This is a genomic window from Phocaeicola plebeius (genome assembly GCF_003437535.1).
Classification (GTDB): domain Bacteria; phylum Bacteroidota; class Bacteroidia; order Bacteroidales; family Bacteroidaceae; genus Phocaeicola; species Phocaeicola plebeius_A.
In genome coordinates this window covers 36,267-52,515 of record NZ_QSQT01000016.1, presented here as the reverse complement: position 1 = coordinate 52,515, position 16,249 = coordinate 36,267, and the positions used below count along the sequence as shown (strand labels likewise).

The 16,249-nt window shown below is 50.5% G+C and carries 9 protein-coding genes and 1 pseudogene; 6 read left to right on the top strand and 4 right to left on the bottom strand.

Features of this window, described 5'->3' with window-relative positions; all coding sequences use genetic code 11:
• The first annotated feature begins 9 nt into the window (after window positions 1-9).
• Together pth and DXD04_RS09605 are read left to right on the top strand one after the other, a co-directional pair.
• A complete protein-coding gene (gene pth / locus DXD04_RS09610) occupies window positions 10-573 on the top strand; it encodes an aminoacyl-tRNA hydrolase (RefSeq protein WP_117672923.1) in 564 nt (187 codons plus the stop codon).
• Between the two features lie 5 nt (window positions 574-578).
• Window positions 579-1,007, top strand: coding sequence for an RNA-binding S4 domain-containing protein (locus DXD04_RS09605; protein WP_007563610.1), 429 nt, complete (start codon window positions 579-581; stop codon window positions 1,005-1,007).
• Between the two features lie 62 nt (window positions 1,008-1,069).
• Here the strand turns inward: DXD04_RS09605 and DXD04_RS09600 are convergent, their stop codons facing one another.
• Complete coding sequence (locus tag DXD04_RS09600; RefSeq protein WP_117672920.1) at window positions 1,070-3,346, bottom strand: cation:proton antiporter; 2,277 nt, start codon at window positions 3,344-3,346, stop codon at window positions 1,070-1,072.
• A gap of 138 nt (window positions 3,347-3,484) precedes the next feature.
• Between DXD04_RS09600 and DXD04_RS09595 the strand changes: the two genes are divergently transcribed.
• The 4 genes from DXD04_RS09595 (at window position 3,485) to DXD04_RS09580 (ending at window position 12,099) form a co-directional block, all read left to right on the top strand.
• Window positions 3,485-6,022 carry a heavy metal translocating P-type ATPase gene (locus DXD04_RS09595; protein WP_117672918.1) on the top strand — a complete coding sequence of 846 codons (2,538 nt, stop codon included), beginning with the start codon at window positions 3,485-3,487 and terminating at the stop codon, window positions 6,020-6,022.
• Window positions 6,023-6,253: 231 nt separating this feature from the next.
• On the top strand, window positions 6,254-7,084 hold the full coding sequence (locus tag DXD04_RS09590; RefSeq protein WP_117672916.1) for a hypothetical protein: 831 nt from the start codon (window positions 6,254-6,256) through the stop codon (window positions 7,082-7,084).
• 24 nt (window positions 7,085-7,108) lie between these two features.
• Window positions 7,109-11,356, top strand: a complete 4,248-nt coding sequence (locus DXD04_RS09585) for a DEAD/DEAH box helicase (RefSeq protein WP_117672914.1) — start codon at window positions 7,109-7,111, stop codon at window positions 11,354-11,356.
• A 14-nt stretch (window positions 11,357-11,370) separates the two neighbouring features.
• A complete protein-coding gene (locus DXD04_RS09580) occupies window positions 11,371-12,099 on the top strand; it encodes an SDR family NAD(P)-dependent oxidoreductase (RefSeq protein ID WP_178288457.1) in 729 nt (242 codons plus the stop codon).
• Here the strand turns inward: DXD04_RS09580 and DXD04_RS09575 are convergent.
• The 3 genes and pseudogenes from DXD04_RS09575 to DXD04_RS09560 form a co-directional block, all read right to left on the bottom strand.
• Window positions 12,089-13,459: an MATE family efflux transporter gene (locus tag DXD04_RS09575; protein WP_117672910.1), complete on the bottom strand. Its 1,371-nt coding sequence runs from the start codon at window positions 13,457-13,459 to the stop codon at window positions 12,089-12,091. The genes DXD04_RS09580 and DXD04_RS09575 overlap by 11 nt on opposite strands.
• A gap of 272 nt (window positions 13,460-13,731) precedes the next feature.
• Window positions 13,732-14,319 (bottom strand): LytTR family transcriptional regulator DNA-binding domain-containing protein, encoded by a 588-nt coding sequence (locus DXD04_RS16915; protein WP_259295982.1) that lies wholly within the window; start codon window positions 14,317-14,319, stop codon window positions 13,732-13,734.
• A 58-nt stretch (window positions 14,320-14,377) separates the two neighbouring features.
• Window positions 14,378-16,204: pseudogene (locus tag DXD04_RS09560) on the bottom strand (efflux RND transporter permease subunit); the annotation flags it as partial.
• Window positions 16,205-16,249 lie beyond the last annotated feature (45 nt).

Genomic DNA, 16,249 nt, shown 5'->3' with positions numbered 1-16,249 from the left:
ATCCTTTCAATGAAATACTTGATTGTTGGACTGGGGAATATCGGTGAAGAATACCGCGAAACCCGTCATAATATAGGATTTATGGTATTGGACGCCTTGGCTAAGGCGTCCAATATTGTTTTTAGCGACGGACGTTATGGAGCTACCGCCCAGCTCTCGCTAAAAGGCAGACAATTGATTCTGCTCAAACCATCCACTTACATGAACCTGAGTGGGAATGCAGTACGCTATTGGATGCAACAAGAAAAAATCCCTCTAGAAAACGTATTGATTGTAGTAGATGACCTGGCCCTGCCTTTTGGAACCCTGCGACTGAAAGGAAAAGGCAGTGATGCAGGCCACAACGGATTAAAGCACATTGCTGCTACGTTAGGCACTCAGAACTATGCCCGCCTGCGCTTTGGCATCGGAAACGACTTCCCGAAAGGAGGACAAATTGATTTTGTTCTCGGACATTTCGACGAAGAATCCATGAAGCAGATGCCGGAACGTCTGGAGGTAGCACAGGAAATCATCAAGAGTTTCTGTCTGGCCGGACTGAACATCACCATGAATCAATATAATAACAAATAAAAAACATGCCGGAAGCACGAATTGACAAATGGATGTGGGCTGCACGTATCTTCAAGACAAGAACCATTGCTGCCGAAGCCTGCAAAAAAGGAAGAATCTCGATCAACGGTTCTCAGGTGAAACCTGCCCGAATGGTAAAACCAGGGGACGTGGTACAGGTCAGAAAGCCTCCTGTAACCTATTCCTTCAAGGTGTTGCAGGCCATTGAAAAAAGAGTGGGAGCCAAACTGGTACCGGAAATCATGGAAAACGTGACTACACCCGACCAGTATGAATTGCTGGAGATGAGTAAAATCAGCGGATTCGTAGACCGTGCCCGTGGTACAGGACGTCCCACAAAGAAAGAACGAAGAGACTTGGACGAGTTCTTCATGCCAGAATACCTGGATGACTTTGACTTCGACTTTGATGACGAGGAGGAGGATGAAGAATAAATATTGTCCGCATTAAAAATAAAAGCTGGACTTGCCTATTCACTTGTGCAAGTCCAGCTTTTTTATTCTGCCTTGGCTGTTACCTCAGAGGCTTCAAACAACGCATTCAAATTCTTTTCCTCTCCTACGACCCATACCACATCGCCTTTCTGCAATTCAAAAGAGACTTCCGGCTGCCGCAGGTTGCTGTCGTCGGCAGACTCAATTCCGACCACCAGACAATGGTATTTATTGCGGATGCCACTTTCACGAATCGTACGTCCGCAAAACGGTGAGTTACGTGCAATGACAAACTGCTTCAAGTACATCTCGCGGTTCTCAAAGTCCTCATCCTTGTAACCTTCGGCCACCTTTTCCAGCTGTCCGGAGAAAACAGACAACTGTTCGTCGGTACCGATAACCTGTAACTTGTCATTCGGAAAAATCCGGTTTCCTCCACCCGGGATATTAATACGGTGCGCACCTCGTATGATAGAAGCCACATGCACTCCGTATTTCTTTCCAAAATCAAGTTCCATCAAGGTCTTTCCTCCCCACAACGAATCAGCAGGAACCACAAAATCCGACAAGTGCAAATCACGGTCCAGCAGTCGTCCGGCATATTCCGGCTGACTCTCTCCCAAATACGCTTTCTTGATTTCCTTGGAACGGAGATTCTGCACAAACACCCTTTCCATCCCGATTGACTGCTTTTTCAAGAAACGGGAGAAAATCATCAGCAGAACGACCAGAATAGCAATACCCACCATAAGCGCGGCAGAGGCCTGGAACAGATACTTGATGATGTAGACCACAAACAATACAGCCAGCACAATGCGAAGCAATACGATTGAAATCAGCGGTGCATGATTGAAACGGCTGTCCGCCCAGAGTGCCTTGAACTCAATGGAATGATTTTTCTTCATAATCATGGCACGGAGGAAAGGAGAAATCAACAAGATGGTCACTACCGCTCCCAACACTTTTCCCCAAAAACCTCCCAGTGCGGAAATCAAAAGAGGAAGGAACAGGTTGAATGACAGTACCACCATCGCAATGGAAAGCACCAGATAAATCAATGTGATACGCACAATCGCTCCCAACAGTTTTTTCCAGTTGTTCTGATGATTTACAGGCTGCACTCCTACCGAATAACGCTCCAGCAAATGCTTCCAGAATACCGGAAGATGCCGGTCCACCCAGCCATAAGCAGGACCGGACAAACGAATCATATAAGGAGTAAGGAAGGTCGTTATCACGGATACAGCCACCACAATCGGATATAGGAAAGAGCTCGTCACATTCAGACTTACTCCCAATGCCGCAATGATAAAGGCAAATTCACCAATCTGTGTCAAACTGAATCCACACTGCATGGCGATTTTCAACGACTGACCTGACAGCAACACACCTCCCGTACCAAAGATGGTCTGCCCCAACAATATGGCTACCACAATCGCCAGAATCGGCCAGATGTATTCCACAATCATGTTCGGGTCGACCATCATTCCGACTGACACGAAGAAGATAGCTCCAAACAAATCTTTCACCGGAGCCACAAGCTTGTCAATGTGTTCCGATTCCACCGTTTCCGCCAGAATGGACCCCATGATAAATGCGCCAAAGGCTGGAGAGAAGCCCACACGGGCCGCCAGCACCACCATCCCGAAGCACAAGGCCAAGGACACAATGAGCAACGTCTCGTCACTCATCAGTTTGCGTGCCCTCTTTAAGAAGAGCGGAATCAGATAAATACCTACCACAAACCAGAGAATCAGGAAGAACACCAGTTTTCCGATGCTGTAAATCATCTCACTTCCTTCAAAATTCTTGCTTACGGCCATGGTAGAAAGCATCACCATCAGCACAATGGCCAAAATATCTTCCAATATCAGAATACTCAGCACCAACCCGGCAAAACGCTGTTGCCGAAGTCCCAAATCATCAAATGCCTTATAGATAATGGTGGTGGAAGACATGGCCAGCATTCCTCCCAAATAAATGCAGTCCATCTGTTTCCATCCAAACATCCAGCCCACAAACACACCGACCAGTATCATGCAGAAGATAATCGTACAGGCCGATATGACCGCCGAACCTCCCACTTTCATCAGTTTCTTGAAGCTGAATTCCAGTCCCAGCGCAAACAAAAGGAAGATGACACCAATCTCCGACCACGTCTGGATATTATCTGCATCTACCACCGAAGGAGTAAACGTGAAATGAGGACTGCAGACAAAACCTGCGACAATATAGCCTAACACCAAAGGCTGCTTCAATTTCTTAAATAGCAACGTCATGATTCCGGCACTAATCAATATCAAGGCCAAATCACTGATAAGAGGAGCTAAATGCGACATAATAACAGTTGTATTTTATTTTGCGCAAAAATAACGAATTCCTTACAAGAAATATCCCCCTGAGAGATAAATATGAAACAGAAGTTTCCTATTCAACCAATAATGTTGTAATTTTGTCCCATTCTAAATAAAGAGAATATGAATACTACTAAAACTACACAAACCTTTCCGGTGCTGGACATGAGTTGCGCCGCCTGTGCCACACGGGTGGAAAAGACACTGAACCGTCAGCCGGGTGTTTACCATGCTCAGGTGAACTATGCAGCCGCTACGGCCACCGTAGAATACAACCCGCAAGAATGTACACCCGAAACATTAAAAGATGCCATTCAGAATGCCGGATACGACCTGGTCATTGAAACGAATGCCCAAAAAGAGAAAATAGCAGAAGATGCACATAGCAGGAAATACCGTCAACTGAAACAGCGTACTATCTTTTCGCTGATGCTTTCCGTACCCGTAGCCATTATCGGCATGTGCTTCATGGACTGGACGTACGCCAATTACGTGATGTGGATTCTTTCCACTCCCGTAGTATTCTGGCTGGGTAGAGACTTCTACCGCAATGCCTGGAAACAATTGAAGCACCGCACTTCCAACATGGATACGCTGGTAGCCGTGAGTACTGGCATTGCCTATACATTCAGCCTGTTCAACCTGTTCTGGCCGGAGTTCTGGCTGAGCAGAGGCATTCACCCTCACGTCTATTTCGAGGCGGCCAGCGTCATTATCTCCTTTATCCTGCTCGGACGGTTACTGGAAGAGAAAGCCAAAGGAAATACGTCGGAAGCCATCAAAAAACTGATGGGACTACAGCCGGCCACTGTCACCATACTCACTCCGGAAGGACAGCTGAAAGAAATTCCCGTGGAACAAGTACAGCAGGGGCAACGACTGGTTGTCAAACCGGGCAGCCGCATTGCCGTGGACGGAACCGTATATGAAGGCAGTTCCTATGTAGACGAGAGCATGCTCACCGGCGAACCGCTTCCTACCGAAAAAACTCCCGGTGCCAAAGTATATGCCGGCACCATCAACCAGAAAGGAAGCTTCAGTTTCATCGCCGACAAAGTGGGAAGTGAAACCGTTCTGGCCCATATCATCCGCATGGTGCAAGATGCACAAGGCAGCAAGGCCCCCGTACAGCAGTTAGTAGACCGCATCGCGGCCATCTTCGTGCCTACCATCCTGAGCATTGCCGTTCTTTCGTTTTTAGTCTGGATATGGCTGGACAGCAGCAACGGATTCACCCATGGCTTGCTGGCCGCAGTCACCGTCACCATCATTGCCTGTCCCTGTGCATTAGGATTAGCCACACCAACGGCCATCATGGTCGGTATCGGAAAGGGGGCCGAAAACGGTATCCTGATTAAAGATGCGGAAAGTCTGGAAACAGCCCGCAAAGTGAACGCCATCGTACTCGATAAGACCGGCACACTGACCGAAGGACGCCCCACGGTAACCGACATCTCCGACCCGCTTCTTCAATCTCCGTTAGGCGATGTGCTCTTTACCCTGGAAAGCGCTTCCGAGCACCCTCTGGCACAAGCCATCGTGCAGCATCAGACACGCCAGATACTTCCCATGGAAGAATTTGAAAGTCTGACAGGATTAGGAGTACGAGGCAAAATCAACGGTACCTACTATTATGCCGGCAACCGCCGACTGCTGGAGACGCACCATCTTACCGTGTCCCCTGCCCTGACGGAAGAAGCTGCCCGACTAAGCCAGGAAGCCAAGACCGTCATCTGGCTGGCCGATTCACAACAAGCATTGGGACTGATAGCCATTGCCGACCGCATCAAGCCGACCTCCAGAGAAGCCGTCAGACAATTGCAGGAGATAGGAATCTCAACTTATATGCTGACCGGTGACAATCCGGAAACGGCCCAAAGAATTGCAGCACAATGCGGCATCACCCACTTTCAGGCCGAAGTGCTTCCGCAGCAGAAAGCCCAGTTCATCAAGGACTTGCAAAAGGAAGGCAAAATCGTGGCGATGGTGGGCGACGGTATCAATGACAGTGCGGCACTAGCTCAAGCCAACCTCAGCATTGCCATGGGAAAAGGAAGCGACATTGCCATGGACGTGGCTAAAATGACGCTCATTTCGTCCGACCTGAACAAGATTACTGATGCCATCCGCCTTTCGCAGGCCACCGTACGCACCATCCGCGAGAACCTTTTCTGGGCCTTCATCTACAACCTGATAGGTATTCCGGTAGCCGCCGGTATTCTGTACCCTATCAACGGCTTCCTGTTGAATCCGATGATAGCCGGTGCCGCCATGGCCATGAGCAGTGTCAGCGTGGTAAGCAACAGTCTGCGACTGAAACGGAAGAAATTCGCACACACCACAGTGACCGTACAGGAGGAAGTACAACCCACTGAAGAAACCACCGTACCCACAACGGAAACAGCTACCCCACAGCCGGAAACCACAGCTCCCTCTGCTTCCGAAAACCGGAAAACCTACCTGATAGAGGGAATGATGTGTGATCACTGCCGCACCCGTGTAGAGAAAGTACTGAACATGTGGGAAGGAGCCTCCGCTCAGGTTACACTCACTCCGCCGGAAGCCATCATTACCTTCCAAGGGAAAGTACCTGCACTTTCAGAACTGCAACAACTGATTGATGAAAAAGCCGGTGATTATACTCTGAAAGAAAAGAACTGATTGAAAGGGATTTATCCAATCCCAGTACTTCCTTGGCAGTACTGAAGTACTGACGGCGAAGTACTACAGTACTGCCGTGAAAGTACTGAAGTACTGCAAGGGAAGTACTCAAACATTCACTGTCAGTCTTAAATGAAAAGAACTGTACTGATTGGCTTTGTTTTTACCCCATCCCCCTCATAAATTCAAAAAAAGTCGTATATTTGAAGCAACAATTCAAATATACGACTTATGAAACGAACACATTTTTTTCATGGAATACTTCTGATTGTACTCATCCTTTCCTTTATGGCATGCAAGGATGACCACGGCCCCATTTACCTAGTAAGTGCTACCGACCATCAACAAATCACTGACGGCCAATTGGAAATCAGTCCGTTCAGTAAAGGAGAGAAATTTTTAATCCGTGGAGGAGAAGGAAATTATACCATCAAAAATGAAAATAAGGAAATCGTAGACTACCGCTACGACGGTGACACACTGACATTCATTCCGGTCAGCATCGGAGAAACCTCTACCCTTATTGCCGACCGCTCAGGCAACAGTTACACACTGACGATTGTTGTCAATAACCCGCAAAGCAACTACCGGATAGAAAGCATCAGTGCAGAAGTGGAAGGTGATAATCTAACCAAAGGAGAAGAAGCGGAACTGCTTGCACGAATTGCCGAAGACGCTCCGGTTCAGTCAGGCGGACGCTTGCTATTCACCTACTCTGACGCTTCTTTGTCATACGGCGATTTGAAAATTTTCCCTAACTATACCGGAAGCTATCAAATCGGACTTTTTGAACGTACATTAAAGTACACGGAAGATACCGGTGAACCTTACCAGCAGATTCAGGCAGAAATGGCAGGAAGCACCAAGAGAACATACACTTTCATGCTGTTCGAAAACGAAACCTCTTCTACCCAGACTACTGACAACACTTCTTCTACAAACGAAGAAGGAGCTGCCACCACCAACTGTTTTATCAAAGAAGAGGTAACCGCACAATACAAAGGAGAGTTCAGCGGACTCACCAAGGCGTATCGGATTTATCACCTGACCAAGCTGCCCTAACATTCTGCCGACACTTTTTTGCACATGTCTCGTATCGAACTTCAATCCTTCGATTTGTTCAACCGTATCGAACGGATTCATCATCAGCCGACGGCTGCCCCCGACAATTTACAAGCTAAATATATCCTGCTCCACAAAGTGCTGGAGCAGGCTTGTTATGAACTGACCACTGGTGTCACGCTCTCGTTCGCCAACCTGTTTTCCCGTCTGGATTACATCTGCAAGGAGAAGAAAATGACTCCCTCCGACCGCTATGCCATCCAGACCATGCGTCGCAACTGTAACGCAGCCATGGGCGACCGTTTTCAGGCCGACATGCAGGAATACCTTTACGACCTGCGGGCACTGGTGCGCTTTGTCTCACTGGGTTTTGAAGAAGACATTCCGGCTTCCATCCTTCCGGAAATCCCCCACTCCAACCGTCCGTATCAGGGTACACGCCTGTCGCACATCCCGTACGTACGGGCTTCGGTGACCAGCTGGAACGACACGCAGATTTTTGCAGCGACCGACAGCGAAACCGACCCGTTCATCATCATCAACTATGCCAAAGGTGGGTATGACGGCGACCTGCTCTATCTGAAAGACCTGCTTTCAGAAAATCTGCCGCTGAACCTGCTCGATGTGCGTGTGGACGAGGAAAATCACTACATTCCCAACCTTATTGTGATTCACCCCGATTACCTGATTGACATCAGTTCGCTGGCCGCCTGTTTTCGGGAGTACGGACACCACCCGCTCAACTATTTCATGAACAAAATCAAGCCGAGAGCCAATACGGCCCCCATCCTGATGGGTAACCTGGCCAGCCAGTTTCTCGACGACTATATCAACGAGCAGCCGCAGGAGCCGGTGAGCTACCCCCGCACCATCAAGAAATTCTTCGCCGCTTCGGCCCTCGACTTCTGTACCTGCTCCCTTCCGGCCGACTTTCACGCACAGGCACAGGCGCAGATGATGAACATCCGCTCGTTTGTTCACGATGTGCTGCCTCATAACATACGGAACTTCAACAAGAAGAATACCCTGCTCGAAGCCTCCTTCATTTGTGAGAAACTGGGATTGCAGGGACGTGTGGACATGATGCAGAAAGACTTCCAGGTACTCATCGAACAGAAGGCCGGAAAGCGCGACGAATACCATCGCCGCCATAAGGAAGACCATTTCATTCAGATGATGCTCTACCAAGGCGTACTGATGTATAATTTCGGACAGGAAACCGCCAATATGCAAACCTTCCTGCTCTATTCCAAATATGCCGACGGATTGCTGATAGAACATTTTGCCGAAAATTTGTTCCGGGAGAGCATCAAGCTCCGAAATTACATCGTACACAACGAGATGCGACTGGGCGATGGAGCCATCGGAGAAATTGTAGACTCACTGAGCATCGATTTGCTGAACGAATTGCAGATTGGAGGAAAGCTGTGGAACGACTACCAGGAACCGCAACTGCAGACGGCCATCAATACGCTGAAACGCTGTACACCGCTGGAGCGGGCCTACTTCAACCGTTTTTTCACGTTCATATCAAAGGAACAGATTCTCAGCAAGACCGGAGGAAGCAACGATGCGTCTCACGGATTTGCCGGCAACTGGCATATCCCGCTGCACGAAAAACTGGAGGCGGGCAATATCCTGACCGGACTGACCATCCAGGAGAAACAAAGCAGCGGCCCCGGCAAAGGATACGACCTCATTGAACTGCACATTCCGACACAGGACGAAGACTTCCTGCCCAACTTCCGCACGGGCGACATGGTGATTCTCTATGCGTATAAGGAAGAACCGGACATGAGAAAGCAGATTCTCATGAAGGGAAACATTCTGGAATTGCAGCCGGACCGTATGACCTTAGTGCTGCGCAACGGACAGCAAAATAAAGATATTATCGGCGGCAAAGAAGAGGTGTTTGCCGTAGAACACGATTTTTCGGACACGTCCGCCAACAACGGATTCCGCGGGCTGTATGCTTTTCTGTCCGCACAGGCCGACCGGAAAGAACTGCTGCTCGGCGTACGTCCGCCTGCACAACTGGAGGGCGTCAAACTGAACGGCGATTACGGTCGTTTCAACGAACTCATCCTGAAAGAAAAACAGGCCAAAGACTACTTTCTGCTGGTGGGTCCTCCGGGCACCGGAAAGACCTCGTGTGCCCTGCGCTTCATGGTGGAAGAAGCCCTGAGCGAACCGGACACCTCCATCCTGCTGTTGTCGTACACCAACCGGGCGGTGGATGAAATCTGTGCCATGCTCACGGATTCCGGCATTGCCGACCGTACCCCGTTCATCCGTATCGGCAACGAGTTGTCGTGCGACAAGCGTTTCGTGCCTTACCTGCTGAAATACAGTCTGGATGACTGTCCCAAACTGACCGACATCCAGCAGAAAATGGCACGCACACGTATCTTTGTGGGTACCACGACCGCCATCAATAACCGCCTCAACCTGTTCACGCTGAAACATTTCCAGCTGGCCATCATCGATGAAGCTTCACAGATTCTGGAACCCGACCTGATAGGTATCCTGTCTGCCCGTCATCAGCAGCATAACGCCATCGACAAGTTCGTATTGGTGGGCGACTACAAACAGTTGCCGGCCATTGCCCAGCAAAGTGCGGAAGAAGCTGCCGTGACCGACCTCCTGCTGCGGAACATCGGGCTGGAAGATTGCCGCAACTCGCTGTTCGAACGCCTTTACAAATCGAGTCCGGATACCTGCCGCAGCATCCTTCACAAGCAAGGACGCATGCATCCGGCCATTGCCGAGTTCCCGAACCAGACGTTCTACTACCGGGAGCAACTGGAGAGCGTGCCTCTTCCTCATCAGTTGGAAGAAACGCCTTACGAAGCCGGCCTGACTCCGCAAGACACCATCGACCAGTTGCTGCTGGAACGCAGAATGGTGTTCATTCCCGCAGAAGCTCCAGACCACCTGACCTGCTCGGACAAGACCAACCCGAACGAAGCCCGGATTGTAGCCACTCTGTTAGGCCATATTTACCGTCTGACGGAATCCCGTTTCGACCCGAACCGGACGGTAGGTGTCATCGTGCCCTACCGCAACCAGATTGCCATGATACGAAAAGAGATTGCGCGCCTCCAGCTGCCTGCTTTGCAGGACATCTCCATCGACACGGTGGAACGCTACCAGGGCAGCCAGCGCGACATTATCATCTATTCGTTTACCATACAGAATTTCAGCCAGCTCAACTTCCTTACGGCCAATACGTTTCAGGAGGGCAATTTCCTGATTGACCGCAAGCTGAATGTGGCACTGACTCGCGCCCGCAAGCAACTGCTGCTGACGGGTAACCCGCACATCCTCGGGGCCAACATCACCTTCTACAAGCTGATGGAGTACATCCGCCTGCACAACGGATACCTGGAAACGGATGCCCTCTCGTTCTGCCGGGGAGATTTCACCCTGCCTTCGTACCGGAAGAACTGGGAAGTGGCAGACGATACCTATTCCCTGCCAGCGCATTTCAAGCAGATATTCTCGGAATTGATAGCTCCACCGGCACAGCTGGAAGAAAACGAAACTTACTACCGTGAAGCCACTGCCTACGGCCGGAGTGACTTCCGCACCCTGCCCGAAGAGATGTCCCCATCTGACTTCTGCCAGGCCTACAACTATTTTTATATGCGGAAACAATATGCCGCTGCCCAGGCCCTCTTTACCGGAAGCGGCAACTGGCAGCACGACCTCATCCGTAAGGTATCAGGACGCGTGGTGTTCTGCGATCTCTCGTGTGAAGCCGGAGCTTCGGGACTGGCTTTTGCCGATGTATGCCGTTCCCTTCCCCATCTAGACCTGACCTATACGGGCATCTATCCCATGCAGGAAATGGGAGAAACGGCCGAAGCCTTTTTCCGTTCACCAGCCTACAAGCACATTCAGGCAAACTGGTATCCCCGCCTGAGTGCCGTGCCTGCTGCCTTCTGGCAAGCCCATGCCGTACTGACCGAACTGGTGATTTTCAACCTCTCCAGTCTGTTCGACCGCATCGCTCCGCGAGAAGCACGCGACCTGGCTCTGCAAATCAACCAATTGGTGCATGCCCGTCCCCTGAACCATTACGTACTGGTGTACCGTGACGATGCGGGGCCTTGCATGCACAACCATTCCTACACGGCATTCTGCAACCACCTGTCGGCAGAGCTGAAGCCGCTCCAGCCGCAGATGCCCCTTTTCGGAAAAATCCATTGTGAACCTACCGAAGGAGTTCCAGTTTCGCAGGAATTCCTTTATGAAATACGTACCAACTGATGAATAAAAAACCTATACAGCGTGCCCTCATCGTAGGGGCTACTTCCGGTATCGGAAAAGAAACGGCCTTGCAACTGCTCCAGAAAGGATGGATACTCGGACTGGCTGGCCGGCGTGAAGAGAATCTGAAAGAACTGCAGCAACTGGCTCCGGAGCGTATCCACATCCGGGCCATCGACATCTGTCAGGAGGATGCGACCGACCGCCTGCTGAAACTGATTGAAGAAATGGGAGGCATAGACCTCTACCTGCACTGCTCGGGCATCGGTCATCAAAACTACCAGCTGACACCGGAAATCGAACTCCGCACGCTGGAGACCAACGGCACCGGATTTGTGCGCATGGTGACAGCCGCCTTCCGCTACTTTGCCCAACAGAAAGGAGGACACCTGGCGGTCATCAGTTCCATTGCCGGAACCAAAGGGCTGGGAGCTGCTCCGGCCTATTCTGCCACCAAACGTTTCCAGAACACGTACATCGATGCGCTGGAGCAACTGGCTCACATCCAGAAACTTCCCATCCGGTTTACAGATATCCGTCCAGGATTCGTAGCCACCGGGCTCCTGAACGACGGCAAACACTATCCCATGCTGATGCATACGGAGAAAGTGGCCCGCCACATTGTGTGTGCCCTGGAGAAAAAGAAACGCATTGTCGTGATTGACTGGCGCTATCGTATACTGGTAGCTCTCTGGCGACTGATACCCCCTTTCTTCTGGAAGCGGCTGCCTGTCAGGAATTAGCCACCACCCGTCCTTCTTTCACCACAATCCGTTGCAAACGGCGGTACACATAGATAAATGCCGGAATCAGGAAGAGGTTGGCAAACAGCCAGGCTGTCGGGTCGCCGAAGCATACGCCCCAGAATCCCCACAACGGAACCGCAATCAGACTGACCAGCACACGGGCCACCATTTCCGACACACCGGAGAACATAGCCAGCCGTGTGTAGCCCGCTCCCTGAATGGTATAGCGCAAGATACTGAGCATACCCAGCAAGAAGAAGAAAGAAGTGTTGATGTGCAGGAACAAAGCCGTATCGTCGATAATCTCGGTCTCATCCGGTGAGATAAACAGCAGGGCAAACTTCTCGGCCAGTCCCCACATCAGGGCACCAATCGCTATGACATAGACGGTCATCATCAGCGTGGCCGACTTGATACCCATCCAGATGCGGTCCGGCTTTCCGGCCCCGTAATTCTGTCCGGAATAGGTCGCCATGGCCATTCCCAAGCTATCCAGCGGACACATCACAAACATCTTGATACGCATGGCTGCCGTGAAAGCTGCCACACAGGCCGTACCCAGCGCATTGTTCGCACTTTGCAACATGATGCTGCCGATGGCCGTAATGGAAAACTGCAATCCCATCGGTACCCCGATGTACAGCAACTGACGGGCCAGGTCGCTACGGAAACGACGGTCGGCAGGCTCGGTTTTCAGGATGTCAAACTTGCGGTACATATAGATGTAACACAGCAAGGCCGACAACCCCTGCGAGAAGACCGTAGCAATGGCTGCTCCGGCCACTCCCCACCCTAACGTAAGGATGCAGAACAAATCGAGCACAATGTTCAGTATAGTAGAGAAAAGCAGGAACCAGAACGGGGTCTTGCTGTCGCCCAGCGCACGGATGATGCTGGACAATAAATTATAGAAGAACGTACACGGCACACCGATAAAGGTAATCAGCAGATAGAGGTAAGCCCCTTCAAAGATATTCTCCGGTGTGCGCATGGAACGCAGGATAAATCCGCAAAGCAGACTGGTGACAATGGCTACCGCGACCGACATCACCGCCGCCAGCTTCAGACTGACCGATACATAGCGCCGCATCGTCACATAATCGCGAGCTCCGAACTTCTGTGCCACCGGAATGCCGAAACCTCCGCAACACCCGTTGCAGAACCCTAAAATCAAAAAGACGACCGACGTACTGGCACCAACAGAAGCCAGCGCATTGATACCCAAGAACTTTCCGACAATAGCCGCATCCACCAGCGAATACGTCTGCTGGAGCAGGTTGCCCAGCAACAATGGAAAAGTAAAATTCAGAATCAGCGGCAGACTCGGCCCTGATGTCATCTCTTTAGACTGTGCCATAATTTCCTCTCGTTATCCTTAAAATCTTAATAAGCGTGCAAAAGTACACGAAAGTCACGAAACGAAAGAAAATCATCCCGTTAAATAAGGTAATTCGAGCAATATTTTTGCCTTAAATCAAGCACTAAGAAAACGCACTTGCGTTTCAAACCAAACACAAGTACATTTTATCTGAAACGGCCTTACGTTTTACTTCAAACGCAAGGCCGTTCTGAATCAAACGCAAAGGCGTTTTTTCAACCTATCCCAACAGATTTATAAAGCACAAAGAATCAGCTATTTAACCACATTTTCAAAAGAATCATCCGTTCACGGCTAATTTGTATCGTACCATCATACGCCGGCCATACACTCACCACGGCCTTTCCGTTGAAGTAGTGCTGAATATTGCGTATGGAATCGGCCGAGAGGATAAACTGGCGGTTCACCCGGAAAAAGACACGCCCGTCCAGCTGCTCACTCGTTGCCGCCTTGGCCACCTTATTCCAGTAATACTGGTCTGCCTGATACAGCACGTCGTTCGTCACCCGCTTTTCTTCGTACAAGGCACTCTCCTTTTCCTTTCGGGATTTCTCCAGTCCGGCTTTCAGTGCCCCTCCCGAGTAGACCGGCTGCAACAAAGTCACGGAAGCCCCGTACTTGGTGTCACGCCCCTGAAAATACAGCGGAGTTTCTATGGACGGAAGTTCCCTGTAGAGTTCCAGCGGGTTACCCGTGTAACTGGCATTGGCATTTCCGCTCAGCGAAGGAAGAAAATAGGCCTTCACCTTTTCACGATACTGCTGCAAGAATACACTCTCCTGGGCATGGACTCCCAGCTCCAGTCCCAGCATGCAGCACATCATCATTCTTCTATTCATCTCAATATAGTTATAAAATTAGAGAAACATTTTTTATTGGGCCACACATTTCTTCTTTTTATTCACCCCGTTTGGATATTTTATAGAAAACCGTGTACAAGGCCGGAGTGACAAACAGTGTCAGAAGGGTGGCAAAGGAAAGTCCGAACACCGTGGTCAGGGCCGCCATCAATACCGGACGGGCTCTGGAAACCGTGGCCTCTATCACAGCCGTATAAGGCTCCACACCGGCCTTCTGCTGAATATTTACCTCGTCGAGCAGCACAATCACATTCTTGATAATCATTCCCAGCAATCCCAGCCAGCCTGCGATACAGAAAAAGCCAAACTGAAATCCGGTGACCCACAGACCAAAGACCATCCCTATCAAAGACAAGGGTAGAATGAGGAAAATAATCAAGGGCTGACGAAAGTTGCCAAACAGCATGACCAGAATGACCAGCAACATGATAAGTGCCAGCGGGAAATACTTAGTCAGTGCAGCCATGGCTTCTTTCTGGTCCTTGTACTGTGAGTCCCAGAAGAAGGTATATCCTTCCGGAAGACGAATGCGCTCAATCTCTTCCCGGATTTCAGAGTGAACTTCTTTCATGGTATGTCCTCGCTTTACATCGCACTGGGCAGCCATGGAAAACTTCCGGTCGTACGTGCGCACAAGGGGATATTCCCATGCCAGTCCGATGCTGTTGGCCACCTGCCCCAGCGGAGCAGAATTACGCCCGTTCCATATCGGCAAATCCTCCACGCTTTCCATGTCCCAGGAACCTTTGACATCCGTATGCAGCAACACCGGCACTTTCTTGTCGCGGTCACGATATACCCCTACAGCCGTACCGTCATTGACGGCTTTCACGGCATTCATCATGTCATGCCGTCCCACATTCAGCCTTCCGGCCTTTACCGGATCATAATCGGCCTTAATCATCAGTGCCATGTTTCCCCACTCATTGCGGGCATTCAGCACCTTGGGATTCTTCCGCATGATTTCCAGCGCCAGGTTGGTCAAAGAATCGAGTACCTCCGGATCATCTCCGCAGAAGCGTGCCTCAATCAAGGCCTGCGGAATGGAGTTTATCTCGAAACTGTTCACACGAACCAGCGCGTCCGGAAACATTTCCGGCAAACGGTCGTACAACATAGCCTGAAGCTCACGTGACTTCTCCGGCGTGTCAGCTTCTACCAGGCATTGCGCATAATTAGGCTGCGGACCATAAGCCGCATTGGCCAGGTAATAACGGGGCGGCGTCTGCCCGACAAACGACGACACCTTTTTCACTCCTTCCAACGAATTCAGATAGGCTGTCATCTCCGTCATCTGACGGTCACTTTCTTCTATACGTGTACCCTCGGGTAACCAGACGTCGACCGAAAAATACTGCTTGTTGAGCAAGGGCATAAACTGCTGCGGAATAAAGCGGAATCCCCATCCGGCAATGACCAGCAACAGCACCATCGCTCCTAAAACCACATAGCGTCTCTGTATAGTCCATCTCAATGCCTGCCGGAACAGGTCGTATGCACGGCCGCTGAACAATTCGCCCTTCAGCTCATCCGGACGCGGACGACGCACAAACTCCTGCACGAAGAATACATTCTGCGTAATGGCCAGTACCCAGCTCAGCAAAAGAGATACCGCAATGACAATGAACAGTGAAGACAGGATTTCACCAGTGATATGCGGCGACAGGTAGACCGGAAGAAAGGTCAGTACCGCAATCAGGGTCGCTCCCAACAGCGGCATGGAAGTGCCCGACACGGCATCCAGTATGGCTTTTCTTTTCCGCATGCCCCGCTGCATGTTCACCAGTGCGGCATCGTACACCACAATGGCATTGTCCACCAGCATACCCATGGCAATGATAATGGCTGCCAGCGACATACGCTGCGTCAGGAAATATTCAGAAGGCACAAATTCCCTGTCAGGAAGTGC

Bases quoted from the DNA above. Each gene is read 5' to 3' on its own strand.
- pth (WP_117672923.1), top strand. From the start codon at position 10: ATGAAATACTTGATTGTTGGACTGGGGAATATCGGTGAAGAATACCGC.
- DXD04_RS09605 (WP_007563610.1), top strand. From the start codon at position 579: ATGCCGGAAGCACGAATTGACAAATGGATGTGGGCTGCACGTATCTTC.
- DXD04_RS09600 (WP_117672920.1), bottom strand. From the start codon at position 3,346: ATGTCGCATTTAGCTCCTCTTATCAGTGATTTGGCCTTGATATTGATT.
- DXD04_RS09595 (WP_117672918.1), top strand. From the start codon at position 3,485: ATGAATACTACTAAAACTACACAAACCTTTCCGGTGCTGGACATGAGT.
- DXD04_RS09590 (WP_117672916.1), top strand. From the start codon at position 6,254: ATGAAACGAACACATTTTTTTCATGGAATACTTCTGATTGTACTCATC.
- DXD04_RS09585 (WP_117672914.1), top strand. From the start codon at position 7,109: ATGTCTCGTATCGAACTTCAATCCTTCGATTTGTTCAACCGTATCGAA.
- DXD04_RS09575 (WP_117672910.1), bottom strand. From the start codon at position 13,459: ATGGCACAGTCTAAAGAGATGACATCAGGGCCGAGTCTGCCGCTGATT.
- DXD04_RS16915 (WP_259295982.1), bottom strand. From the start codon at position 14,319: ATGAATAGAAGAATGATGATGTGCTGCATGCTGGGACTGGAGCTGGGA.